At 61.0% G+C, this 23,673-nt stretch carries 24 protein-coding genes, 3 tRNA genes and 1 pseudogene; 11 read left to right on the forward strand and 17 right to left on the reverse strand.

Features of this window, described 5'->3' with window-relative positions; genetic code table 11:
* Window positions 1–39 precede the first annotated feature (39 nt).
* The 4 genes from ABD815_RS00950 to ABD815_RS00965 all read left to right on the forward strand — a co-directional run bounded on the left by ABD815_RS00950 (window position 40) and on the right by ABD815_RS00965 (window position 4,661).
* Window positions 40–3,015 carry a helicase-related protein gene (locus ABD815_RS00950; RefSeq protein WP_344842195.1) on the forward strand — a complete coding sequence of 992 codons (2,976 nt, stop codon included), beginning with the start codon at window positions 40–42 and terminating at the stop codon, window positions 3,013–3,015.
* Window positions 3,016–3,025: 10 nt separating this feature from the next.
* On the forward strand, window positions 3,026–3,406 hold the full coding sequence (locus tag ABD815_RS00955; protein WP_344842198.1) for an RNA-binding S4 domain-containing protein: 381 nt from the start codon (window positions 3,026–3,028) through the stop codon (window positions 3,404–3,406).
* 52 nt (window positions 3,407–3,458) lie between these two features.
* Window positions 3,459–3,797 (forward strand): ferredoxin FdxA, encoded by a 339-nt coding sequence (fdxA, locus tag ABD815_RS00960; protein WP_344842201.1) that lies wholly within the window; start codon window positions 3,459–3,461, stop codon window positions 3,795–3,797.
* A 351-nt stretch (window positions 3,798–4,148) separates the two neighbouring features.
* On the forward strand, window positions 4,149–4,661 hold the full coding sequence (locus tag ABD815_RS00965; RefSeq protein ID WP_344842203.1) for a CarD family transcriptional regulator: 513 nt from the start codon (window positions 4,149–4,151) through the stop codon (window positions 4,659–4,661).
* A gap of 76 nt (window positions 4,662–4,737) precedes the next feature.
* Here ABD815_RS00965 and ABD815_RS00970 read toward each other — a convergent pair whose 3' ends face one another.
* Entirely contained in the window at window positions 4,738–5,232 is a 495-nt protein-coding gene (locus ABD815_RS00970) for a GNAT family N-acetyltransferase (RefSeq protein WP_344842205.1), read from the reverse strand.
* Window positions 5,229–5,987: an adenosylcobinamide-GDP ribazoletransferase gene (gene cobS / locus ABD815_RS00975; RefSeq protein WP_344842208.1), complete on the reverse strand. Its 759-nt coding sequence runs from the start codon at window positions 5,985–5,987 to the stop codon at window positions 5,229–5,231. Before cobS ends, ABD815_RS00970 begins: the two co-directional genes overlap by 4 nt.
* A gap of 55 nt (window positions 5,988–6,042) precedes the next feature.
* On the opposite strand from cobS, the gene cobT reads away from it, so the two are divergent.
* Window positions 6,043–7,047, forward strand: a complete 1,005-nt coding sequence (gene cobT / locus ABD815_RS00980; RefSeq protein ID WP_344842448.1) for a nicotinate-nucleotide--dimethylbenzimidazole phosphoribosyltransferase — start codon at window positions 6,043–6,045, stop codon at window positions 7,045–7,047.
* On the opposite strand, the gene ABD815_RS00985 is transcribed toward cobT, so the two are convergent.
* The 3 genes from ABD815_RS00985 to ABD815_RS00995 form a co-directional block, all read right to left on the reverse strand.
* Window positions 7,044–8,930 (reverse strand): monovalent cation:proton antiporter-2 (CPA2) family protein, encoded by a 1,887-nt coding sequence (locus tag ABD815_RS00985; RefSeq protein WP_344842211.1) that lies wholly within the window; start codon window positions 8,928–8,930, stop codon window positions 7,044–7,046. The genes cobT and ABD815_RS00985 overlap by 4 nt on opposite strands.
* Before the next feature lie 183 nt (window positions 8,931–9,113).
* The gene (locus ABD815_RS00990; RefSeq protein ID WP_344842214.1) at window positions 9,114–11,789 is read right to left on the reverse strand and encodes a hypothetical protein; all 2,676 of its coding nucleotides are present in this window, start codon (window positions 11,787–11,789) and stop codon (window positions 9,114–9,116) included.
* Window positions 11,790–11,922: 133 nt separating this feature from the next.
* On the reverse strand, window positions 11,923–12,927 hold the full coding sequence (locus tag ABD815_RS00995) for a hypothetical protein (RefSeq protein ID WP_344842217.1): 1,005 nt from the start codon (window positions 12,925–12,927) through the stop codon (window positions 11,923–11,925).
* 124 nt (window positions 12,928–13,051) lie between these two features.
* On the opposite strand from ABD815_RS00995, the gene ABD815_RS01000 reads away from it, so the two are divergent.
* Window positions 13,052–13,465 (forward strand): hypothetical protein, encoded by a 414-nt coding sequence (locus ABD815_RS01000; RefSeq protein WP_344842220.1) that lies wholly within the window; start codon window positions 13,052–13,054, stop codon window positions 13,463–13,465.
* A gap of 82 nt (window positions 13,466–13,547) precedes the next feature.
* Here the strand turns inward: ABD815_RS01000 and ABD815_RS01005 are convergent.
* Window positions 13,548–13,631, reverse strand: a tRNA-Tyr gene (locus tag ABD815_RS01005).
* A gap of 149 nt (window positions 13,632–13,780) precedes the next feature.
* Between ABD815_RS01005 and rlmB the strand changes: the two genes are divergently transcribed.
* Window positions 13,781–14,560: a 23S rRNA (guanosine(2251)-2'-O)-methyltransferase RlmB gene (rlmB, locus tag ABD815_RS01010; protein ID WP_344842223.1), complete on the forward strand. Its 780-nt coding sequence runs from the start codon at window positions 13,781–13,783 to the stop codon at window positions 14,558–14,560.
* 177 nt (window positions 14,561–14,737) lie between these two features.
* The gene (locus tag ABD815_RS01015) at window positions 14,738–15,178 is read left to right on the forward strand and encodes a CoA-binding protein (protein WP_344842225.1); all 441 of its coding nucleotides are present in this window, start codon (window positions 14,738–14,740) and stop codon (window positions 15,176–15,178) included.
* Window positions 15,179–15,201: 23 nt separating this feature from the next.
* Here the strand turns inward: ABD815_RS01015 and ABD815_RS01020 are convergent, their stop codons facing one another.
* From ABD815_RS01020 to hisA, 5 genes and pseudogenes are all read right to left on the reverse strand, one after another.
* Window positions 15,202–15,510 (reverse strand): phosphoribosyl-ATP diphosphatase, encoded by a 309-nt coding sequence (locus ABD815_RS01020; protein ID WP_344842228.1) that lies wholly within the window; start codon window positions 15,508–15,510, stop codon window positions 15,202–15,204.
* Window positions 15,511–15,559: 49 nt separating this feature from the next.
* Window positions 15,560–16,339 carry an imidazole glycerol phosphate synthase subunit HisF gene (hisF, locus tag ABD815_RS01025; RefSeq protein WP_344842231.1) on the reverse strand — a complete coding sequence of 260 codons (780 nt, stop codon included), beginning with the start codon at window positions 16,337–16,339 and terminating at the stop codon, window positions 15,560–15,562.
* Between the two features lie 646 nt (window positions 16,340–16,985).
* Window positions 16,986–17,099: pseudogene (locus tag ABD815_RS01030) on the reverse strand (HisA/HisF-related TIM barrel protein); the annotation flags it as partial.
* 33 nt (window positions 17,100–17,132) lie between these two features.
* A complete protein-coding gene (locus ABD815_RS01035) occupies window positions 17,133–17,612 on the reverse strand; it encodes a DUF2867 domain-containing protein (protein ID WP_344842233.1) in 480 nt (159 codons plus the stop codon).
* A 102-nt stretch (window positions 17,613–17,714) separates the two neighbouring features.
* A complete protein-coding gene (gene hisA, locus ABD815_RS01040) occupies window positions 17,715–18,437 on the reverse strand; it encodes a 1-(5-phosphoribosyl)-5-[(5-phosphoribosylamino)methylideneamino]imidazole-4-carboxamide isomerase (RefSeq protein WP_344842237.1) in 723 nt (240 codons plus the stop codon).
* 133 nt (window positions 18,438–18,570) lie between these two features.
* On the opposite strand from hisA, the gene ABD815_RS01045 reads away from it, so the two are divergent.
* Window positions 18,571–18,954, forward strand: coding sequence for a DUF2147 domain-containing protein (locus ABD815_RS01045; RefSeq protein WP_344842240.1), 384 nt, complete (start codon window positions 18,571–18,573; stop codon window positions 18,952–18,954).
* A 68-nt stretch (window positions 18,955–19,022) separates the two neighbouring features.
* Here the strand turns inward: ABD815_RS01045 and hisH are convergent, their stop codons facing one another.
* Together hisH and hisB are read right to left on the reverse strand one after the other, a co-directional pair.
* Window positions 19,023–19,661: an imidazole glycerol phosphate synthase subunit HisH gene (gene hisH, locus ABD815_RS01050; protein WP_344842242.1), complete on the reverse strand. Its 639-nt coding sequence runs from the start codon at window positions 19,659–19,661 to the stop codon at window positions 19,023–19,025.
* A 77-nt stretch (window positions 19,662–19,738) separates the two neighbouring features.
* Window positions 19,739–20,326, reverse strand: a complete 588-nt coding sequence (gene hisB, locus ABD815_RS01055) for an imidazoleglycerol-phosphate dehydratase HisB (RefSeq protein ID WP_344842245.1) — start codon at window positions 20,324–20,326, stop codon at window positions 19,739–19,741.
* A gap of 253 nt (window positions 20,327–20,579) precedes the next feature.
* On the opposite strand from hisB, the gene ABD815_RS01060 reads away from it, so the two are divergent.
* The gene (locus ABD815_RS01060) at window positions 20,580–21,041 is read left to right on the forward strand and encodes a hypothetical protein (protein WP_344842248.1); all 462 of its coding nucleotides are present in this window, start codon (window positions 20,580–20,582) and stop codon (window positions 21,039–21,041) included.
* On the opposite strand, the gene ABD815_RS01065 is transcribed toward ABD815_RS01060, so the two are convergent.
* Entirely contained in the window at window positions 20,983–21,825 is an 843-nt protein-coding gene (locus ABD815_RS01065) for a fumarylacetoacetate hydrolase family protein (RefSeq protein ID WP_344842251.1), read from the reverse strand. The two genes, ABD815_RS01060 and ABD815_RS01065, sit on opposite strands and share 59 nt — an antisense overlap.
* A 29-nt stretch (window positions 21,826–21,854) precedes the next feature.
* Window positions 21,855–22,517 (reverse strand): GntR family transcriptional regulator, encoded by a 663-nt coding sequence (locus ABD815_RS01070; RefSeq protein ID WP_344842255.1) that lies wholly within the window; start codon window positions 22,515–22,517, stop codon window positions 21,855–21,857.
* Window positions 22,518–22,650: 133 nt separating this feature from the next.
* On the opposite strand from ABD815_RS01070, the gene ABD815_RS01075 reads away from it, so the two are divergent.
* Window positions 22,651–23,376, forward strand: a complete 726-nt coding sequence (locus ABD815_RS01075) for an SDR family oxidoreductase (RefSeq protein ID WP_344842257.1) — start codon at window positions 22,651–22,653, stop codon at window positions 23,374–23,376.
* Between the two features lie 37 nt (window positions 23,377–23,413).
* On the opposite strand, the gene ABD815_RS01080 is transcribed toward ABD815_RS01075, so the two are convergent.
* Both ABD815_RS01080 and ABD815_RS01085 read right to left on the reverse strand, forming a co-directional pair.
* Window positions 23,414–23,488, reverse strand: a tRNA-Gly gene (locus ABD815_RS01080).
* 54 nt (window positions 23,489–23,542) lie between these two features.
* A tRNA-Gly gene (locus ABD815_RS01085) sits at window positions 23,543–23,617 on the reverse strand.
* Window positions 23,618–23,673 lie beyond the last annotated feature (56 nt).

The following is a 23,673-nucleotide window of genomic DNA, read 5'->3' on the forward strand; positions in this document are numbered from 1 at the left end:
AACTGATTGCAGACTTTATTGACTCCGAAAGGCCGCTCCATGGATGGCGGGATCCCGGGTTCAGGCCGGATCACCGCGGTGCTCGGCCCGACCAATACAGGCAAGACCCACTACGCGATCGAAAGAATGCTCGCGCATCGCACCGGCGTGATCGGTCTGCCGCTGCGTCTTTTGGCGCGCGAGATCTATGACCGGATCGTGTCGCTGCGCGGGCCCTCTGTGGTGGCGCTCATCACCGGTGAAGAGCGGATCGTTCCGGCGCGCGCGCAGTATTGGGTCTGCACCGTCGAGGCGATGCCGGTGAACATTGGCGCGGACTTTGTGGCCATCGACGAAATTCAGCTCTGCGCCGATCCCGAGCGGGGGCATGTTTTCACCGATCGGTTGATGAACGCGCGTGGATTGCACGAGACGTTGTTTATGGGCGCAGACACGATGCGCGGCCCGATCCAGCATCTGGTGCCCAAAGCGGAGTTCATGCGCCGCGAGCGGTTTTCGCGGCTAACCTATTCGGGATCAAAGAAGATTTCGCGCATGCCGGCGCGTTCTGCCATTGTCGGATTCTCTGTCGATGATGTTTACGCCATCGCCGAATTGCTGCGCCGTCAGAAAGGCGGGGCGGCGGTGGTGATGGGCGCGCTCAGCCCGCGCACGCGCAATGCGCAGGTCGAAATGTATCAGAACGGCGATGTCGATTACCTCGTCGCGACGGATGCGATCGGAATGGGGCTCAACCTTGATGTGACCCATGTGGCGTTTTCATCGACGGTCAAATTCGACGGCAACCGGATGCGCCACCTTGCACCCAATGAGTTGGCGCAGATTGCCGGTCGGGCAGGGCGTTACCAAACCGACGGCACATTCGGCGTGACGGGCGAGGCGGGACCTTTGGACGACGAGGTGGTCGAGGCCATCGAAGAGCATTATTTCACCCCGCTCAAGAAACTGAACTGGCGCAACGAGCGGCTGCAATTCGGCTCAGCGGACGCGTTGATCGCGTCGCTGGAGGCTGCGCCGCAGGATCCGATGTTGGTGCGGGGGCGCGAGGCGGACGATCTGGCGTCGCTCAAAACGCTCGCCTATTTGCGGTCGGTGCGTCCGCTATTGCGTTCAACGCGCGATGTGCGCCTGTTGTGGGATGTTTGCCGCGTGCCCGATTTCCGCGGGATTTCGTCGGGCGAACACACATCATTGCTGGAGCGGATCTTTACCTTTTTGCATGACGTGGGACGGGTGCCGGATGATTGGCTGGCGGCACAAATTAAACGAATTGACCGCACCGAAGGCAACATTGATACCCTTTCCAAAAGACTGGCCTATATCCGTACCTGGACGTATGTTGCCCAGCGTGAGGGTTGGGTTGATGATGAAAGTCATTGGCGTGGTGCGACGCGCGCGGTAGAAGACCGCTTGTCGGATGCGCTTCATACGGCTCTGACACAAAGATTCGTGGACCGGCGGACGAGTATTCTCCTTCGGCGGCTCAAGCAAAAGGAGGGCCTTGTGGCCGAGGTAAACGACAAAGGTGAAGTGACGGTAGAGGGCGAATTCGTCGGCCGTCTCGAGGGTTTCCGTTTCCATCAGGACAAGGCAGCGACGCCCGATGAGGCAAAGACGCTTGCGCAAGCGGCTGTTGCCGCGCTCGCGCCGGAGTTCCATTTGCGCGCCGACCGTTTCTATAACGCACCCGACACAGAGATCGATTACACCGAACAGGGTGGATTGATGTGGGGCGAGCATGCCGTGGGCAAACTGGTTGCTGGCGACGAGGCTCTCAAGCCGCGCGTCGTGGCCTTTGTCGACGAAAGCGCCGGTCATGATGTGACGGAAAAGGTCACGCGCCGCCTGCAGCATTTTGTGGACCGCAAGATCGCAACTCTGTTCGAGCCGCTTCTGGCCATGTCGCGCGACGAAGCGCTGACGGGTCTGGCGCGCGGATTTGCGTTCCGGTTGGTCGAAAACCTCGGTGTGATCCCGCGCGATGCGGTTGCACAGGATGTCAAAGAGCTCGATCAGGATGCCCGTGGCGCGCTGCGCAAGCACGGTGTCCGGTTTGGCCAGTTCACCATTTTCCTTACCGCAGTTCTAAAGCCTGCGCCAACTCGGTTGCGGCTTTTGCTCTGGGCGCTGAACGCGAAATTCGACGAGTTTCCCGATAGCCCCCCACCGGGTCTGGTGACCATTCCCGCCGTGGCCGCAGCACCCGAGGGCTATTATCCGATGTCGGGTTACCGCCTCGCAGGGGCGCGCGCGATCCGCATCGACATGCTTGAACGCCTCGCAGATTTGCTGCGTGGTCAGGACAGCCGTGGCGGATTCGAGGCGAACCCCGACATGTTGTCGATCACGGGTATGACGCTCGAACAATTCGCTGATCTGATGCAGGGTCTTGGATACAAGGCCGAGAAGGGCGAGCGGGTCAAAGTCAAAGCCGTCGATCAGGTTGTGCCGACCGACAGCTCTGATGCCAAAGAAGCGCAGACGCCCGCTGTGGAAGCTGGTGGTGAAAACGCCGACACGCCTGTGATGGACGCTGCCGCGCCCGTTGAGGGTGGGGTGACAGATGCGGGCGAGCCAACGCAGCCCGCAGATCAGGTGCCCGAGGTGGCAAATATTCCCGATGAGGGCGTCGCGCCGAGTGCACAGACCGCTCCGGACGCGCCAGAAGGGGATGCCATTGCCGAGGTTGCTGGCGGCGAAACGCCTGTAGGCCAACCCGCAGACGCCGCGATCGAGGGTCCGGAAATGGAAGTGTTCTACACATTCCAGTGGGCCGGAAACCGTGGTGCGCGCAATCGCCAGGGCGGTCGTTCCAACGACAAGCAGGGTCAGGGCAAACCCGGCCAAGGTGGCAAACCCAGAGGCAAAGGTGGCCCGCGTCGCGATGGTGGCAAAGGGCGCGGTGCGGGCAAGGATCAGCCCAAAACCTTCTCGGCACGCCCGCCGAAACAGGAAAAGCCTATCGACCCCGACAATCCTTTTGCGGCCCTTTTGGCCCTTAAGGACAAGAAGTAAGCCTGCCTAAGTGGAGAAACGGGAGACCATACGCCTCGATAAATGGCTGTGGTTTGCCCGTTTCTTCAAAACGCGTGGGCTGGCGGCGAAAACCGTGACCGGTGGCCATGTGCGCGTCAATCGCGACAAGGTGGCGAAGGCCGCGACCTCTGTAGGTGCGGGAGATGTGCTCACCTTTCTGCAGGGGCGCGATATCCGCGTCATTCGTGTCGAGGCATGTGGTGCGCGGCGTGGACCTGCGCCGGAGGCCCAGACGCTTTACACCGATCTCGAGCCCCCCAAAGAGGACAGGGACGTTGTTCCGCCCTCGCCAAGGTTCGAGGGAAAAGGGCGTCCGACAAAGAAAGATCGTCGCACCGGCCTCCTTTACCAACGCGATATGCTTGATTGATCCTGCGTAGGGCGATAGCTAGGCGCCCAAGAGCAAAAGGGATGATTGCCCCATGACATACGTCGTCATCGAAAACTGTATCGCCTGTAAATACACCGACTGCGTCGAGGTGTGCCCCGTAGACTGTTTCTACGAGGGGGAGAACATGTTGGTTATCCACCCTGACGAATGCATCGATTGTGGCGTTTGCGAACCCGAATGCCCCGCAGATGCGATCCGCCCCGACACCGAGCCGGATATGGAGAAGTGGGTTGAGTTCAACCGCAAGTATTCCGAAAGCTGGCCGGTGATCCTCGCCAAGAAGGATCCGCTTCCCAATTATGAGGAACGCGACGGCGAAGACGGCAAGATGGAGAAGTATTTCTCCGAGGCGCCCGGCGAAGGCAGCTAACATATTCCGTAAAAGGCAGATGATTCGGGTCTGTCTGCGTACCTTTACGGGCGTAAAATCTGACAAATTGCCTGAAAGACGTCGCGTAACGCGTTGTTTTTAGAGGCGCCACCAGAGGAGTACACGCAGGTGTGCTTCCTTTTGGGTGTTTTTTGTGCTATACAGTCAGAACCACAACAGGACATAGAGAACCCAACCCCATTTGCACATCGTGATCGGGGACTGGGTTTTTCGCGCCGATAGTGCCGGGATTTTGCCAGAACGTGTGTGTTGGCGCCCCAAAGGTATGGCTCGGCGGATGCAGTCCGGTCGTTGTGGGTATGTTAGGTCCCTGCGAGGAAAAAGCTGCAAATGACCAAGACCAAAAAATCCGAATTTCGCCCCAACGACTTCGTTGTATATCCTGCACATGGTGTGGGTAAAATCGTGATGATCGAAGAACAGGAAATCGCGGGTTTTCCGCTCGAGCTGTTCGTGATCTCGTTTGAAAAAGACAAAATGACCCTGCGTGTGCCGACCCATAAGGCGACCGAGGTCGGAATGCGTGGCCTGTCTTCTCAGGATGTCGTGGATGACGCCATGCGCACGCTCAAAGGCAAAGCCAAAGTGAAGCGTGCCATGTGGTCGCGTCGCGCTCAGGAATACGAACAGAAAATCAATTCCGGCGACCTGATCGCTATCGCCGAAGTGGTGCGCGACCTGCACCGCACGGATGACCAGCGTGAACAGTCCTATTCGGAGCGTCAGCTCTATGAAGCGGCTCTCGACCGTCTGACGCGCGAAGTTGCTGCCGTGTCCGGTAGTGAGGAAAGCGTCGCTCAGAAACAGGTCGGAGACGTTCTGGTCAGCCGCGCCGCCGCCTGATCCAAACGGATTGATCGAAAACACGATGCCGTCGGGGAAATCCGGCGGCATTTTTCGTGACTGGCGGTTGGCCGGTTCAGGCCTCTAGAGCGTCCACAAACCGGACTTCGCCGGCTGGCGGTGGGGCGGTGAACGCGATGAACTGGACGTAGCGGGTCGCAAGGGTCCGGTAGGTCAGGGCGTTCTCACAGGTGAAGCCGAACCGTGAATAGAGCGCGGGATCACCGATCAGCACACATCCGGCGGCGCCCGTATCGCGCAGACGCGCAAGGCCCGCTTCGATGATCGCGCGTCCGATGCCTTGGCCCTGATGGTCGGGGCGCACCGCGACGGGGCCGAGCGCGTACCATCCGGCATGGGTGTCATCGATCAGAGCGGGCGAGAACGCGATGTGGGCGACGACTTCGTTTGACACTTCGGCTACCAGCGAGATCGTCAATTCACCCGCGCGGCGCATTTGCGCGATGGCGGGTCCTTCGTTGCCATCGGCATAGGCCATGGGCGCAAAGGCCGATTGGGTCAGATCACAGATCGCGTCGACGTCGCGTGGGTCTTCGTCCCGCAGGATCATGCGAACCCGACGAGCGCGCAGAGGACGGCGATTTCCGACAGGATCTGTGTCGCGCCGAGAACGTCGCCGGTTTGGCCACCGATTTTTGCCATCGCGATACGTGCCACGATGAAGGACGTGAGGGCGACCGCAGAGGCCGCGAGGATGGTTGGCACGAAGCCGATGACCAGCCACGAAAGTACCAGAGCGCAGACCGCGGCGGCCACGGCGGTGATGCGGGTCGGGCGGCCTGTGCGATGCGATAGCCCATCGGTGCGCGCCAGGGGGAGCAGTGCCATCACCGTTGCCATGCCCGCGCGTGACAACATCGCGGCTGCAATCATCGCGGATACGATGGTGCCCGCATGGGCGAGGCTCGAGAGCGTCGTGAACCGAAAGAGCAGGGCGAGGCCGATCGCAAGCATGCCGTAGGTGCCGATCTGGCTGTCGCGCATGATTTCCATGCGCCGGATTTTGTCCCATCCGCCCCAGAACCCGTCTGCGCAATCGGCCAGCCCGTCTTCGTGCATCGCGCCAGTCACAATGATCAATGTAGTTAACGCGAACGCCGCGGTGAGCCCCGCGCCAAGTCCGAGCCATCCACAAATCGTGGCGACGGCCCCTGCAATCAGGGCGGCACCGAGCCCTGCCAGAGGGTAGGCCCATGCCGCCTGCGCACTGCGCGCGAAGCTGGCATTGACCGGCAGTCTCGTGAGCAAGGCGAGAGCGGTAGCGATATCATGGGGGCGGGGCGTGAAAGCGGGCTTTTCCTGCATGGGTACTATCGTTAGACAGGCCGACGAAGAATTTCAATGTGGAGCACGCTGCCTGATGACCTTTGCCTCTTTGCCCGATTTCAAATCGCTCCTTGGCGCGGCTCCGCAACCCGACATGGATGCACGGTCAGCCGCAGCAGCGCGCAATGGCCAATTGACCAAACCGCAGGGGTCACTGGGGCGTCTGGAAGACATCGCCACATGGTTCGCCGGTTGGGCGGGCACGGAGCGGCCGCGCATCGAGCGGCCCCAAGTCATTATCTTTGCGGGCAATCACGGAGTCACGGCGCAGGGTGTGTCGGCCTTTCCACCCGAAGTCACGGTCCAGATGGTGGCGAACTTTGAACATGGCGGGGCGGCCATCAATCAGCTGTCCAAAAATGCAGGCGCATCCATGTCTGTTCACGCAATCGATCTCGACCGGCCCACTGCGGATTTCACCCAAGCACCAGCCATGAGCGAGGCGGAGTGCGTCGCGGCGTTGCGCGTAGGCTGGAACGCCGTCGAGGCGGGGGCTGACGTGGTGGTCGTCGGCGAAATGGGGATCGGAAACACGACAAGCGCGGCGGCGATTGCGGGCGCGCTCTTTGGCGGCACGCCGGCGGATTGGGTCGGGCGGGGAACCGGTGTCGATGACGCCGGACTGGCGATCAAGACCCGCGTCGTGGCCGAAGGGGTTGCGCGTCACGGCGAACTCGATCCTTTGGGCATCCTGTGTGCACTGGGCGGGCGCGAACTGGCCGCAATGGCGGGCGCAATCGCGCGCGCGCGTACATTGCGCATTCCGGTCATTCTGGACGGGTTCATTTGCACGGCCGCGGCGGCGACGCTGGCTAAGGCGGTGGACGGTGCGCTTGACCATTGCGTCGCGGGACATGTGTCCGCAGAGGCCGCGCATGGTCGCCTGCTCGGGGCGCTCGGCAAAGAGCCGATCCTGTCGCTCGGACTGCGGCTCGGCGAAGGGTCGGGGGCGGCACTCGCGCTACCCATCGTCAAGGCGGCTCTTGCGTGCCATTCGGACATGGCGACATTTGCGCAGGCCGGCGTGTCGACGGGTTAGGCGCTGTCTTTGCGGGCTTGTTCGAGCTGCGCCATCAGAGCGGCCTCGAGGTCTTTGTCGAGAACTTTCGAGCGTTCCACATAGGCTGCGTTTTCGGAGAGCGGTAATTTGGGGTCCCAAAGAGCGGCCAGTTCACGCAGCGCTTCGCGGTCGTGTTGGTAAAAGGCCTGTTCGCTCATCGAGGCGTCGTATTCGGACAGCCCCATTTCTTCGAGGACATAGCGACCGGCACGAAGGCTCGAGTCGAACATTTCGCGCACGATCTTGTCGGCACCCGCGCCGTAGAGTTCATAGACATGGTTGCGGTCGCGGGCGCGCACGATGATGAAAATCCCCTCACCGCGCAAACTGCGCACGTAGCGCACCAGCTCGACCGAGCGCTTTACGTCGTCGAGCGCCACGACCAGCACACGTGCCTTGTCGATACCGGCGGCGTGCAGCAATTCCGGGCGGGTCGGGTCGCCAAAGAAGGCTTTGAACCCGAATTTACGCATCAGCTGGATGGTTTTGAGATCGTGGTCGAGGACGGTGGTTTTGAAACCTGAGGCCTGCACAAGACGCGTCACAACCTGACCGAAGCGGCCAAGACCAACGATGATGATCGGCTGTTGGTCGTCGATTTCGTCGCTGGGCGTTTCCTCACCGGCCCGTTCGCTAAGCTTTACGCGTAGATAGTCCTGCAGCATGAAGAAAAGCGGCGTGAACAGGAGCGACAGCGCGATGACGAGCAGGACGCGTTCGCCCAGATAGCTCGTCAGCACGTTCTGCTGGATCGAAAAGGTCGTTAGCACCATGCCGAATTCGCCAGCCTGTGCGAGGGCCAGTGCAAAGAGCCATTGCCCCCGACGCCGCAGGGAAAAGAGCCGTGCGATCCCGAAAAGGATCACGCCTTTGGACACCATCAACAGGATGGTGAGGCCGATGATCGTGACCGGATCGCGGAACAGAATATTGAAATTGATGCCCGCTCCGACCGCGATAAAGAACAACCCCAAGAGGAGGCCTTTAAACGGTTCGATGGAGCTTTCGAGTTCGTGACGGAATTCGCTGTTGGCCAGAACCACACCCGCGAGGAAGGTGCCCAGAGCGGGTGACAGGCCGACTGCGGTCATCAAAAAGGCGATGCCGATTACGATCAGCAGGGAGACGGCCGTGTAGATTTCGCGCATGTTCGCGGCGTGGATATAGCGAAACAGGGGCCGCGTGAGGAAAACGCCCGCGAGAATGATCGCAGCCACTGCCCCCAGCGTGACCAGCGTCACACCCCATCCGGGCAGGCCTTCGACAAACGAAATCGAATGCTCCACGTGTTGGACGGGATCGGAGGCGCGCCGGATCGAGCCATCGGGATTGATCGACAGCGTGCCAGCGGTGGCCAGCAACGGCAGCGCGGCGAGCATCGGGATCACCGCGATATCCTGTGTCAGGAGGACTGAAAACGCGGCGCGCCCGCCGCCGGTATGCATCAGGTCCTTTTCCGTCAGCGTTTGAAGCACCACAGCGGTCGAGGACAAAGACAGGATAAAGCCGAGCGCCATACCGACCTGCCAGGTTTGCCCCACAAACATAGCCGCGCCGGTGATGACGGCCACAGTCACGGAAATTTGCAACCCGCCTAGGCCGAGCAATTTGTGCCGCATTTCCCAAAGGGCGCGCGGGTCGAGTTCGAGGCCGATCAGGAAGAGCATCATGACAACGCCGAACTCGGCGACATGCATCAGGTCTTCGCTCTCGCCGTCTCCCACCAATCCCAAGACGGGACCAATCACCATGCCCGCGATCAGATACCCGAGAACAGAGCCAAGTCCGAGACGCCGCGCGAGCGGCACAGCGATCACGATCGCACCGAGATAGATGAGTGCCTGTGTCAGCATTCCTTCCACGTTCGAAGGCTCCTTCGGGGTCTTAGATTTGTTGCGGGGATGACGTCGGGTCGGGCTCAGGTATGGAGATAGACGATGGGCCGTGGCCTGCAAGTGTCCGGGGCGCAAATTTGCGATAGTGTTGCCGAGTGTGCGCGCAATGGCCGCTCGGGGCGGTAGGGATCAACGCACTCTGGCGGGCGTTCAACCGCCGACTTTCAGCGTGATTGATCGACCATTCTTCACATAGGTCAATTCGGACGAAGAAATCGCGCGCACGCGGCCCCCGTCGAGACGATCGCCCTCTTTGACCTTTGCGAAGCGACCGGAGGGGAGGCGCACCAAGGCGCGACGATCGGAGCCGCCGCCATAGATGCCCATCAGGTTGATCTGGCGCAGGTTGATCGCATTCTTCACGGTGGCGGCGCGGGCCACGGTTTTGGGCGCGGTGTTGGAGGTCGAACTTTCCGGCACGCGCGCTGTGACGCGTGTCGCGGATGAATTGGTTTCGGTTTCCCGTTCCGAGGCAATGGCAGCGCTGGCGGCGGATGCGCGCGCAGCAGCGACACGGGCGGCAAAATCGGCAGGGCGTTTTGCAGGGGCGAGTGAGGCGGTCACCACGGGCGCGGTCGGGTCAGGCGCATTGGCGCCGGCGTCCTGTGCGTCCGCTTGGGCGGTTTCCTGTGCGGAGGCGGGGCGGAAAATGGGTCGAAGGGCAGATAGGTCGGAGAGGGTCAAGCCGCCCAGATTTGCCTTTTCAGTGTTTTCAATCAGTGCTTCGGGACGCAGGCGCGGCGATATCCCGGCCAGAGCGAGTCGAATGGGATCGTCTTGCGCGACTTCGGCCACATCGGGGACCAGATCGGTCGGGCGCGCACGGGACACAATTTCGGGGCGTCCGAGGAAGACTATGGTCCCTTCCTGTGTCAGCGCGCCTTCCGGCGTGGCGCGCACGAGACCGCGTTCATCGAGATCGAAAAGGGTCCCATGTGGCGCGGGCGCGGAGGGCTGACGGGGAAGGACCTCTCCGATATGACGTTCGGCATCGGGGAGCGCAACGGCATCCTGCGAGGAGATTTGGGGGTCGATGGAGGCGATATAGACGTTTTCCGCACTATCGAGCGCTGTGGTTTCACCCGCAGGCGCATTGGGAGAAACGGGCCAGATACCGGTCGCCGCATATGCAGCGGCCAAGGTTTCGGGATCGACGATGGGGTTTTCCTGCAGCGGTGGCGGCGGCGTGAGATCGTCGAGCGCCGCAGAGGCCACGTCGTCGTCGATTTCCTCTGCTGTCGTCACATCCGTCTCACCGGCCTCTGCGAGCGCTGTTGGCGCCTCGAGGGGCGTTTGCGCAGGCAATATCCCGTCCGTTTCGGGGTCGCCGGCCAGATCGGTGTCCGGCTCTGGCAAGACGTCCGTGTCATCCGTTACTGCCTGCGCATTCTCCCGGGTCGGATCGGGCGTGGGGGCGGCGTCCTCGGTGCTGGTTTGCACGGCGGGGGGCGCGTCGTCGGGCAGGAAGGATGCGAACAGGCCCACCGCGATGAGAGCGACCACGAGCAGGGCGGTCAGGATCAGGCCGAGGTGTTTGGGGCGATTGCGGGAACGGGCGGGCAGGCGACGCGCGCCGAAAACCGTGAAGGCGTCGGCCTCGTTTTCGACTGAGTCGAGACCGGATGCGCGCTCGGACAGGGGTTCGGGGACCGGTTCGGATGGCGCGGATTCTTCAAATCCGGTGGCCGTCGCAGGCTCAGTTTTCAGGTTTTTATGGGCGGCCGGAGCAGCCACCGTAGGCGCGGCGGGCGGCGGGGGCACGGCGCGCGATTTGTCCACGGCGGGCGCGGCACGTGTTGCGGCCGGACGAATGGGTGCCGGCGCAGGCATCGGGGGCGGTTCGGGCAGGGGGCCTGTCTTTTTGACCTTGGGCGCCTGTTTCGGCTTCGGCTTTTCGAGCTCGTCAGACAAAGGGGCGATCGCGCCGGAGGTCACGGGCACATGCGGGTGTTCGACAACCTGCGGCGCGGCGGGTTCGGGCGCTTTGAAAAAGCGGGCCGGACGTTCGGACAGCGACGGCGTGCCATCGCTGGCGGATGTATCGGAGGCGGAGCGACGCGACTGAAAGGCCGATGCGGCCTCTGACGGGGTGTCGTCGGCGTCATTTGGTTCAACATCCACATCCATCGGTGCCTCGGGCGCATCCGCCGCTGGCTCTGGTGCGGCCTCCACGATGTCCGCGGGTGTTTCCTCTGGCGGGGTGTCTACGTCTTCGAGAGTGGCGTTGGGGTCGAGGACAGTGTCGTCGTCTTTTGGCACCTCGCTCGCGCGGGCTGTGCGGTTGGCAAGGATATTGATCGGTGTGTCGTCCGGTTCCAACGCAGTCTGCGGGCCGAGCAGCGTATCGGCGAGATTGGTGCGCCCGAAGAACGGTTCGCCCGCGTAGTCTTCCGTCTCGGGGATCGCAACAAAGGAGACCGGATTAAACCGATGTTCGGTGGCGAAATCTTCGGCTTCGCCCAGAGTTTCGCGCGCGACCACGGCGACGCGCAACGTTTCTTCGCCGTTTTCCCAACTCCATACGAGATCGTCGGTCGCATAGGGCGTGGCCCCTTCGAGGGCGGTGCGCACAACGCGGTTGCGGGCGGTCGCGTCACCGCCGGGATCGGGCAGCCGCCGATATAGGATTTGCGAGTTGGGAACCACGATCTTGCACGACATCCCCTGCGGCGACAGGGCGAGCGCGGTTTTGCGCAGATCGGCCAAGGCGGCAGTGAGGTCTTCGGTATCCAGAGCCACCTCGCCAACCACAACCCAACCCCCCGTTGCGCGATGCAGCAGGGAAATGCCGTCGTGGGTGAGGTTGAGGGCGAAATTCGGCTTCATTTCTCGTGGCTTGGCGATTGGACCCGCGTGCGACCTAAATGGTGGCCATGTGGTGCACGGCGGTACCCTAACGTAGCTTGTCTGCGCTGCAAAGGGTTTGGGCGCAACCGGCAGAGCTTTGCCGACGCCAATTTTAGCGCATCCAAAGGCCGGCCTTCTTGATGCGGTTGCGGATCATCTGTTCGCGCCGCGGCAGGGCATTGCGATCAAACATATCGCGAATTCTGTTTCCCTTGGATTGGTAGACGAGCCGTTTGATCGGATCGTAGTTTTTGAGAACCTTTTTGATCCAGTTCGGGGCGGCCACATCGCGCAGGACCGAGACCACATGGTCGCTTTCGCGCGCAAAAAGCAGCGGGAAGGTACGGTAATGACACGAGATCGCGCCATCGAGCGTGTTTTCGGGCAAAGTGCGCCGCTCCCCACCGAGCGCGTGAATGACGAGGGGCAGCGCGACCTGATCGAGCCAGGGGTCATAGACCTGCAGGGCGGCGGCGCGGGGTGGGTCGTCGCGAATGGCGAGCGCATAGTCGAGAAAGGTTTGCCCGAATTCGTGCGGGCAGCGGTAAAAGAAGAAGCCTGCATTGAAATAAAGGTAGCGGCGCCAGTATTCGTCGGGTTGGGTCAGATCGAGCGTGCTGTCGAAATCGAGGCCGAATTTGTCGTAGAGGGATTTCCAAATCTCGCCGTATCCCGGACCGTAGAGTTCGATCTGGGGCCATGTGCCTTCGACTTTCAGGGATGCGCAGGGGCGCGAGAAATCAAAGGGGACTTGGCTCAGCGGTCCGGTGATCAATGTGTCGCTGTCAAAGAAGACGAAGGGTTCCCCTTTGGGCAGGGCAAACAGGGCTTCGATTTTGTTGCCATAGGGGTAGTCCTGCCCGAAATGGCGGCTTTCAAAGGGGAGGATGGTCGCGTCGAGGCGATCGAAGGCGGCGTGAAGATCGACATCGCGCATGCGCGGATCGTTGTTCCATTTGGGGCCGGGTTGGGGCTCTGCGATGAACAATTTGCCTTTGAAATCAGGGTCGCTGGCGCGCAGCGATGCCGCAAACAGGAGCGCCTCATACATCAACCTGCCGTTTTGCCCGACAATGACAATGTTGAAAGAGGGGTCCTTTTCCGACTTACTGGACATGGCGCGCGGAGCTTTCTTTTCGAAGATCCGGTCACAGGATCTATGCTTTGTTGCGAGGCGAACTATAGGCGCCCTGTCCCGCGACACAATGGTGGGCATGGGCATAAGGGCATGGGGTGACGCGATGAAACACTGTTTAGCGGCGATTTTGGTCTTTGGTTTTTGTGCACCTGCGGGGGCGGAAAATTTCACCACGGCGGCCGAGGTCAGGCCGATCCTGCAGGCGACGAAGCCGCATTGGATCGCGGTGCGCCAATACGAGGGGCGTGATCTGTTGTATTTCACCAACCTTTTGGCGTGGCGCTGTGGCGTTGAGGCGATTCATTATACGGTCAATGGCGGGGAAGAGGCGCAATTCGCCGCGGAGCCCTGTTACGAGGACAGTGCCCAACCAAATGCGCTCAGGGCCGAGAGTTTGGATGCCATACTTGTGTCCTTTGACCCGAATACCGTTCAAACCGTTGATCTGCGGGTGGTGTTCGATGATGGCTCCGAAGAGACCGCGCAGTACACGCGGGAAACGATCGAGATTGATTGAGAGCCACGGCAATCGTCCGGACTGTTTTGAAGTCACACCGGACCATCCCGGATGGGCGCAGATTGTATGTAAAGGGGGGAAGTGGTGGGCGACCCTGGAATCGAACCAGGCGTGGGTCTCCCCGGCGGAGTTACAGTCCGCTGCCGCACCTTGCAGCCCGTCGCCCGCGCGCGGGTCCCATATGGGCCGTTCGCGTAGCGGGGGGGATACTTCGCGGCGCGGGAGGCGTCAACCCGAAAATCGCGGTGATAGGGCTTGTGATTTGATGCAGAGATCGGCAGGAAGGGTAAACCCCTTTAACGCGCGAGTTGTCCCATGAAAAAGCCCAAATGGGTCGTCGAAAAAGAACAGGCAAAACGCAAAGCCGATGCGTTGACCATCTGGCTCTTTGGCTTGCATGCGGTGCGCGATGCTTTGGCAAATCCGGCGCGCGAGAAACTGCGCCTCGTCGTGACGAAAAACGCATTCGATAAGCTTGAGGCGGAAATTGCGGCGGCCGGAATTGAACCGGAGATCGTTGATCCACGCAAATTCGATGTCCCGCTTGATCCCCAGTCGGTTCATCAAGGTGCCGCGTTAGAGGTCAAACCTCTCGCGTGGGGATCGGTGACCGAGGTTTGTCTGGGCGCAGGTGAGGGTGTGCCGACGGTAGTTCTGCTCGATCAGGTGACGGACCCGCATAACGTCGGGGCCATTCTGCGCTCGGCGGAGGTTTTCGGGGCCGAGGCCGTGATCGCCACCGCGCGTCACGCCGCGCCTGAAACAGGTGCCTTGGCAAAAACCGCCTCCGGTGCGTTGGAGCGTCAGCCCTATCTGCGGGTGCGCAACCTGTCGGATACCATTCGACAGCTTCAGGAAATGGGGTTTGTCTGCCTTGGGCTGGACGGTGAGGCCGATGTGACGCTTGGTGAGGCGCTCGGCGATCTGTCTGATCGTGCGGTTGCGTTGGTCATGGGGGCCGAAGGGCCGGGATTGCGCCAGAAAACGCGCGAGACCTGTGATCGGTTGGTTAAAGTGCCATTTGCGCGCGATTTCGGATCGCTCAACGTGTCCAATGCCGCAGCCGTCGCGCTCTATGCGGCGTCACAGCGCTGAACACGCGATTATCACGTTTTTCTTACCTGCACTGGAACCTTTGCGAGGGATGACTAGTTAATACTACGAGACGCGCCTCGGAACCGGCGCGTAACTCTCACTGTCCCTCGTTCCACACTTTGCCCGGGCCTCGTGCCCGGGCCTTTTTTATTCCATATTTTGCGCTATGATTTGAGCATGCATATAGACAACCTTTCCGACGATGACATTGCACGGATCCTGCGCGAGACGCGGGTGATTGCCTTGGTGGGGGCCTCCCCCAAACCCGACCGTCCTTCCCATCGGGTGGGCACGTTCCTTGCACAGCAAGGATATAAGGTGATCCCTGTGAACCCGGGCCAGGCGGGCAAGACGTTGTTTGGCGAAACCTGCGTCGCCTCGCTGGCCGATATTTCCGAACCGGTGGATATGGTTGACATCTTCCGCCGCACCGAAAAAGTCATGGGCGTTGTCGAAGAGGCCCTGCATGTTCTCACGGGGCTCAAAACGATCTGGATGCAGCTCGATATCGTGGACGACAAAGCCGCAGCCCTAGCGCACGCGCAGGGGGCCGAGGTTGTGATGGACCGGTGTCCGGCAATTGAAATCCCGCGGCTGGGAATTTCGCAGGTCGCCTGAGACCTCTCTACAGAAATGTTGACCTAGCGCGCGGCTTTTTCGGCGATGCCGGAGGTGCCTTCGCGGCGCGTGAGTTCATCCATGACATCGCTCATCGCGACGTCGCGCGCGGCGAGCATGACGGCGAGGTGGTAGATCACATCCGCCGCTTCGTTCGTCAGGTTCTCTCGGTCGTTTTTGACGCAGGCGATAATGGCCTCGACAGCTTCCTCACCGAATTTCTCGGCCGCTTTTTCCGGTCCTTTGGAGAGCAGTTTCGCGGTCCAGGAGGTATCCGGATCGGCGGATTTGCGGGCGTCGATGGTGGCGGCGAGACGGTCGATCGGGTGCATTTTGGCCTCGAGGGGTTGCTGTCGGATTATCGGATGAAACGTGTCGGCGTCAGGACAGCCGCATCGGGATGCCATTGGTGGCCATGTGTTCTTTGGCCTGTTGGATGGTGAAATCGCCAAAGTGGAAAATGGAGGCGGCGAGCACGGCGGAAGCGTGGCCCTCTGTGACGCCTTCGACGAGGTGGTCAAGCGTGCCGACACCACCGGAGGCGATGACGGGAATGGCCACAGCGTCTGCGATGGCGCGCGTCATGGCGATATTGAACCCCGCCCGTGTCCCGTCGCGGTCCATCGAGGTCAGAAGGATTTCACCGGCGCCTTTTTTCGCCACCAGACGGGCGAATTCCACAGCGTCGATGCCGGTTGATTTGCGCCCGCCATGGGTGAAGATTTCCCATTTAATGCCTTTGCCCTCGGCGTCGGTGGCGACGGTTTTCGCGTCGATCGCACAGACAATGCACTGACTGCCAAAACGATCGGCGGCGCGTGCGATGACGTCGGGGTCGGCCACAGCGGCGGAATTGAAGCTGACTTTATCCGCGCCCGCGAGCAGGAGGTCGCGCACATCCTCGGAGGTGCGCACGCCGCCCCCGATGGTCAGCGGCATGAAACATTGCTCTGCCGTGCGGGTCGCCAGATCGAACATGGTGCCGCGGTTTTCGTGGGTGGCGTGGATGTCGAGAAAACACAACTCGTCCGCGCCCGCTGCGTCATAGGCCCGCGCGCTTTCGACCGGATCGCCCGCGTCGACCAGATCGACGAAGTTGACGCCTTTGACCACGCGGCCATCTGCGACATCGAGGCAGGGAATGATGCGGGTTTTCAGCATTTCAGGTGCGACCTTTGCCGTTTTGTGTACCGCGCACAGCAATAGCGACCCCGTCGCGGTGTGGCAAACCGAATGCGCGGGTGCACAGTGCCCTGTCAGTAAGAAGTACGCCCTATACCAAAGAGAGGCGGTACCATTCTTTGGCGACCAACCGCGCCCGGAAACCTCGTGTTAGGAATAAGTATGTCTGATGAACCCGATCAGACCAACAAAAGGATACAGACATGGCTGTTTGCGCGGGCACATTCGTACCGGTTCGGGACACCTCCGTACCCCTCGACCCCCGGCCCCTCATGCGGGGGTGGTGGCTCGCACCGGCGGTGGTACTGGGATGCGCAGGCTGGGGGATGATAATCTCCGCCGTGATCTGATCCGACCAAGACCAACGCCGTCATCGGCGTCCCTCCGGCGCGCGGCTCCATCAGGTGTCGCGCGCCTTTTTTCGTGGTTGCATCCGCAGGCGGGTTAGGCGCGGGGTGCATCGCAAATCTCGGGGACAGATCAATCGTTTGCGGACTTGGGCGGCGTGGGGCGGTGGACCATCGCCGACCCGCGAGCAAAAGCTTAGGCTTTCAGAACTCCGAGCGCTTCGCCCAGTTCAATCGCACCATCATTAAGCGCAGGACCGGGAATGGCGCCGTTCAGTGGCGCGTGCGCTTTCAACCGGATCGCCTGCGTCGATCAGATCGACGAAATTGACGCCTGTGACCACACGGCCATCTGCGACGTCGAGGCAGGGAATGATGCGGGTTTTGAGCATGGGGACGCCCCGTCGCGCCATTTCCCCATATCTTTATTGTGCCAGTGGGGGCGATGTAATCGTGGACGCTTTGGCAATCTGGCGCATGGCGTTGCGGACAATGGCAACGTGAAAGGGCATGACGATCAGCAGATAGACGCGCCCGATCCAGTTGTTGCGGTGCACCCATGTGGCCATATGGAGATGACCATTTTGGCGCAGGACACTGATGCGAAAATTCAGGTGGGCATCATCGGTGCCAATGATGATCTCGGTGTCGCTTGAATAATGCATCGGGAAAATGGCGTCGCGCCCGTCCTTGGCGGACCCCGTTTTGAGGCCAAGCGGGCGCACGATGACGTTGCGCAGCCTGAGGAGCGCGTCGGCCCATTTGGGCATGGCGAGCCCGATAGAGAGCGCGTCTTGGGGGCTCAGCTGCGATGGGGTGGCGTATCCGTCGATGAAGTCGCCCTTTTGGACCATTGGCCAAAGACGCGATGTGTCGGGGTGGGTCATTTTGAAGATTTTGGACATGCTGAGCTCTTTACCGAGGGCGCGTTTCCTTGTTGTACACGCAAAAACGCCACGCTGTCTCAGGGGCGTGGCGTTTTGACCCGACTGAGGGGCGGGCGGGGCTTACCCCTTGAGCACCTTCAACGCCTCACCCAAATCAATCGCGCCATCATAAAGCGCGCGACCGGAAATGGCGCCGTTCAACGGTGCGCCGCAAGATTTCAGCGCCTTCAGGTCAGCAAGGGAGGAAACCCCACCCGAAGCGATGACGGGAATCGACACGGCGTTCGCCAGCGCGGCGGTTTCATCCACGTTGGGACCCTGCATCGCGCCGTCGCGGTTGATGTCGGTGTAGATAATTGCCGCGACGCCTGCGTCCTCAAAGGATTTGGCGAGGTCGGTTGCAGTCACGTCGGTTTCTTCGGCCCAGCCTTTGGTGGCCACCATGCCTTTGCGCGCATCAATGCCCACGGCGACATGGCCGGGAAAGGCACGAGCGGCTTCGCGCACGAGGTCGGGATTTTCGACAGCCACCGTGCCAAGGATCACGCGCGACAGGCCGCGTTCGAGCCAACGTTCGATGGTTGCCATGTCGCGGATTCCTCCGCCGAGTTGCGCGGGCACTTTGCAGCGTTTGAGGATTTCCTCCACAGGCGCCGCATTTACCGGCGTGCCCGCAAAAGCACCATTAAGATCAACGAGATGGAGCCATTCACAGCCAGCGGCGACGAATTCCATCGCTTGGGCTGCGGGGTCTTCGTTAAATACGGTGGCTTTGTCCATTTCACCTTTGAACAGGCGCACGGCATGGCCGTCTTTGAGGTCGATGGCGGGGTAGAGGATCATGGCGGGTGTCCTTTGGGCGCGGGGTCGCGCTCCGTTTGGCATGGGTCCGCCGGAAATGCAAATTCCCCAACGTCAGACTTGCAAGAACGCGTCGAGCGCCCTCAGGATACGCGCAATATCAGGGAGGAACCTCATGTTAAAACGTTTGTCTGCCATTGCTTTGGCTGTCGGTCTTGCGACGCCCGCGTTCGCCGATCCGGTCGAAGGTGTCTGGAAAACCCAAGTGGACGATGGCGCCTATGCCCATGTGACCATTGCACCGTGCGGGGCCCATATTTGCGGCACCATAACGCGCACCTTTAACGACAGCGGAGAGTATAATTCCGCCAATAAGGGCAAGCCGATTGTCTGGGACATGGTCCCCCAAGGTGGCGGTGCCTACAAGAGCGGCAAAATCTGGCAGCCCTCGACGGGCAAGATCTTTAACTCGAAGATGGCCATGAATGGCGCGTCGCTCAAAGTGTCGGGATGTGTCGGACCGATCTGTAAAGGCCAGACATGGACACGCGTTAAATAAGACGGGCCTTAGGTCAGTCATGAAAGGGGCCCGCGTGGCCCCTTTTTTGCGTCCAAATCGTGTCTAGATCAGGGGGCCCAGCCGAGGAAGTTGGAGATCATGCGCAGGCCCGCGGCTTGGCTTTTTTCGGGGTGGAACTGCGTGCCGAACATATTGTCCTTGGCCACGATCGCGGTGACATCGCCGCCATAGTCGACATGGGCGAGACGGTGGGCAGGGTCGGCCACGCGGAAGTGGTAGGAGTGCACAAAATACGCGTGATCGCCGGTCGAAATGCCGTCGAGCACAGGGTGGCGCGCGTCGAGAATGAGGTCGTTCCAACCCATGTGCGGCACTTTCAGATCGGTGTCTGCGGGCGCGATTTTTTCCACCGTGCCCCCGATCCAGTCAAAACCAGTGGTGGTTTCATATTCAAGGCCACGGGTGGCGAGCATTTGCATGCCGATGCAGATCCCCATGAAGGGGCGGCCATTCTGGGTCACCGCTTCGGAGATGGCGTCAAACAGGCCGGTGTAGTCGAAGAGTTGCTTTTTGCACGCCGGAAATGCCCCGTCGCCGGGCAGGACGATGCGATCGGCCTTGGCCACCACATCGGGTTCGCTGGTGACCACAATGGTGCCGGAGCCGCGTTCGCGCGCCATGCGTTCAAAGGCTTTGTGCGCCGAGTGCAGGTTGCCGCTGTCGTAATCCACCAGTGCTGTGAGCATGTTCGTCCCTCATTTTCCGCGCCAACGGGTTAGGCGGATTTTGCACGGTTGCCAAGGGGTGCGGTGGGGCAGTCGCCTTAGAGCGACCCCTTGGTGCTGGGCAATGTGTCGGCCATGCGCGGGTCGACTTCGACCGCCATACGCAGGGCGCGCGCGACGGATTTGAACGCCGCCTCGGCGATGTGGTGGCTGTTGATGCCGTGGACCAGATCGACGTGCAGCGTGATGCCGCCATGTGTCGACAGCGCCTGAAAGAATTCGCGCACCAGTTCGGTGTCAAAGGTGCCGATTTGAGCGGTCGGGAAATCGACATTCCACACAAGGAATGGACGCGCCGAAAGGTCGAGCGCGCAGGCTACCTGCGTGTCGTCCATGGCGAGGGCAAAGTGACCGTAGCGCCGGATGCCCTTTTTGTCGCCGAGCGCCTGTGCAATCGCCTGTCCGAGCGCGATGCCGACGTCTTCGACGCTGTGGTGGTCGTCGATGTGTGTGTCGCCCTTACAGCGCACGTTCATGTCGATCAGGCTGTGGCGCGCCAGTTGGTCAAGCATGTGGTCAAAGAACCCGACGCCTGTCGCCATCTCGTAGGCACCTGTGCCATCGAGATTGATATCGACCGAAATTGCGGTTTCGGCGGTGTTACGAGTGATATTTGCCTTGCGCATGGGGCACGTCCCTTGATTTTCAGATGCTTATAGGCGGGCGATCTGTCCATGCCAATTGCATTGCGGTCGCTCTTTTTCGGTTTGTTGCCTTTGCGCCAATCCGGCGCGGTGCTGTGACGTCAAGTTTTTTTGGTGTTAGCGTAGCAACAGGCAGGGTCGTTAACGGATTGTTAATCTCTTGAGCGCGAAAGTGGTGGTGACGTAGGGTAAACCCGACTCCCCGTGCGTGATTGCGGGGGAAGGAGAAATAGCCGTGAGAGTCCTAATTTGGCATGGCGATCTAGAGACAACAGCAACTTGGCAGGCCCGCCTGGGTCGTCGCGGTCACCATGTGAGGCGCGCGCGACAGGCCGATGAGGCGCTGGAAATGCTGCGCACGATGGTTTTTGACGTTCTTGTGTTTGATCTGACCGTCGATCGCGAGAGCGGGCTGGCCGTTGCCATGATGGCAGAATTCCACCAGCCGGATATCATGACGATCCTCGTGTCGGCGCAGTCACCGGAAATGTTGCCGGACCTGTTTGCGCGTTTGTCGTCTCTTAAATTCATGTGCGGAAACGGAACGCCGCCCGATGATCTGGTGAACATCATCGAGCGGCTTGGCCGGATATCGGCGAACATCGCGCGGCGTCGCGAGATGGATGAGAGTGGAGAGACTATGCTGACTCGACGACCTGACGCTGGCGGCCCAGTCCATCTACTTCCAGTTCCATAACGTCGCCGGGAGCGAGGAACCGCTGCGGCTTCATGCCCATGCCCACGCCGGAGGGCGTGCCGGTTGCGATGATGTCACCGGGTTGGAGGCGCATCATGTTCGACATGTAGGAAATGATCTCGCGTACCGTAAAAATCATGTCCGACGTGCTGCTGTCCTGAACCGTCGTGCCGTTGAGGTCGAGCGAGACGCGAAGGTCCTGCGGGTCGGGCACTTCGTCCGCGGTGACGAGGTGGGGGCCGACGGGACCAAATGTAGGGGCGGATTTGCCCTTGATCCACTGACCGCCGCGCTCGGTCTGAAAAGCGCGCTCCGAGACATCGTTGATGGTGCAATAGCCTGCGACATAATCCAATGCGTCGTCCTCGGACACGTAGAGGGCTTCGCGACCGATCACCACGCCCAGCTCGACCTCCCAGTCGCCTTTGGTGGCGCCGCGTGGCAGGATGACAGGGTCGAAGGGCCCCGAAAGTGCCGAGGAGGCTTTGGAAAAGATGATGGGTTCTTTGGGCGCGTCCATGCCGGTTTCGATGGCGTGTTGCGTGTAGTTGAGGCCAATGCAGAAAAAGTTCGGCACCGACGCGAGGCAGGACCCGATCCGGCCCGGGTTCTCGACGACGGGTAGAGTGGTGGGATCAATCGCAGCGAGGCGCGCGAGGGCATCGCGCGACACCGTGGCGCCCGCAAAATCGGCGGTATGATCGCTGAGATCCCGCACCTGTCCTTCTGCGTCGAGCATGGCGGGTTTTTCTTTTCCTATGGGGCCGTAGCGGAGAAGCTTCATCTTTATTGTCCTTAATTTCAGGCAGGTTTTCAGGCGGAATTTTTCGGGTTCTGCGCCGCGTAATGGGCGCGCACATTGTCGAGCATGGAAGCCAGATGCGTCTCGATCGTTGCGCGCAGAGTGGCTGCGTCACGTGCGGTGAGAGCGTCCACCATCCGGCTGTGTTCATCGAGCACACGGGTGCGTTTGTCGGGGCGGGTGGCGGAAAGGTAGCGCACGCGCCACAACCGCTCCAGATAGGCACGGTGCGTGGCGGCCAGAGACGGGTTGCGGGCGGCGGCGACGATGGCGGAGTGGAAAGCCATGTCGGTTTCGAATGTGGCGATCTTGTCGGCCTCGGGATCCATCTCGGCAAGTTTGATTTGCAGGCGGCGGATTTTGGCAATCTGGGCGTCACTTGCACGCGCACAGGCCAAATCACCGGACAGGATTTCAAGCGCGCCGAGGACCTCCACCCATTGGCTTATTTCCTCGATGGAGGGATCGGCCACAATAGGGCTGCGCGCGGGGCGCAGAACGATCAGGCCTTCTTTGGCGAGAATGCGGATCGCTTCGCGCATAGGCGTGCGCGACACATTGAGGTCGAGGGCATTATCGCGTTCCTTCACAGCGTCGCCGGGTGCGAGCCGTCCGCGCAAAATGTCCCGCCTCAGCCGGTCCGCCAATTGTTCGGCCAACGGTCGTTCCGTCATCCGTGCTCCCTTTTCGCGTGGTTCCCGTCCGCGGTGCGGTGCGGGATGCATTGCGCGATCCTGCGTTCCCTGATTTGGTATACCAAAGGCGCGGTGCTGTCGATATCCGCGCGATGGTGTCGGGGAGATTACGATGAGACTTTCGGGAAAACGCGCATTTGTCACAGCGGCTGGTCAGGGGATCGGGCGCGCCATAGCAGAAGCATTTGTGCGCGAAGGGGCGCAGGTCGTGGCCAGTGATCTGGATGCGGCAAAGCTGTCGGGGTTGGATGGCGCGCAGGTCATGGCGCTCGATGTGACGGATCGGGCGGCGGTGCAGGGGGCGGTTCGCGACGCAGAAGCCGACATCCTCGTGAACTGTGCAGGCTATGTGCATGGGGGAGCCATTGAGGAAGCGAGTGATTCGGATTTCGACATGGCCTTCGCGCTCAACGTGAAGTCGCAGTTTCACACCATGCAGGCGGCGATTCCGGGAATGGTGGCCCGTGGGGGCGGTTCGATTGTGAATATCGCATCCGTCGCGGGGGCGATTTTGGCCGCGCCGAACCGGTTTATCTATGGCGCCTCGAAGGCGGCGATCATCGGGATGACGAAATCTGTGGCATTGGACTATGTGACCAAAGGCATTCGCTGCAACGCCATCTGTCCGGGCACGGTCGACAGTCCGTCGCTGCATGACCGGTTGCGGGCAATGGGGGACTATGAGACCGCCAAGGCCGCCTTTATCGCGCGCCAGCCGATGGGGCGCATCGGAACACCGGCGGAGATTGCCCATCTGGCGGTCTATCTGGCCAGCGATGAGGCAGGGTTCACCACAGGACAGGCGCATATCATCGATGGCGGGTGGGCCACCGGCTGATACGCGTCGGTCGTGGAGATATCGTTGTTAGAGAGTTTGGAGCGGGCGAGGCGATTCGAACGCCCGACCCTAACCTTGGCAAGGTTATGCTCTACCCCTGAGCTACGCCCGCATCCTGTTCGACGGTGGGTATGATCGGCACTCCGATCCCGTCTGGGGTCCCAATTGGAGCGGGCGAGGCGATTCGAACGCCCGACCCTAACCTTGGCAAGGTTATGCTCTACCCCTGAGCTACGCCCGCATCCTTGGGTGAGGCGTGAGATAGGGAATCCCGCGCGAGCCTGCAAGGGAAAAATC

The organism is Celeribacter arenosi (genome assembly GCF_039539485.1).
Taxonomy (GTDB): domain Bacteria; phylum Pseudomonadota; class Alphaproteobacteria; order Rhodobacterales; family Rhodobacteraceae; genus Celeribacter; species Celeribacter arenosi.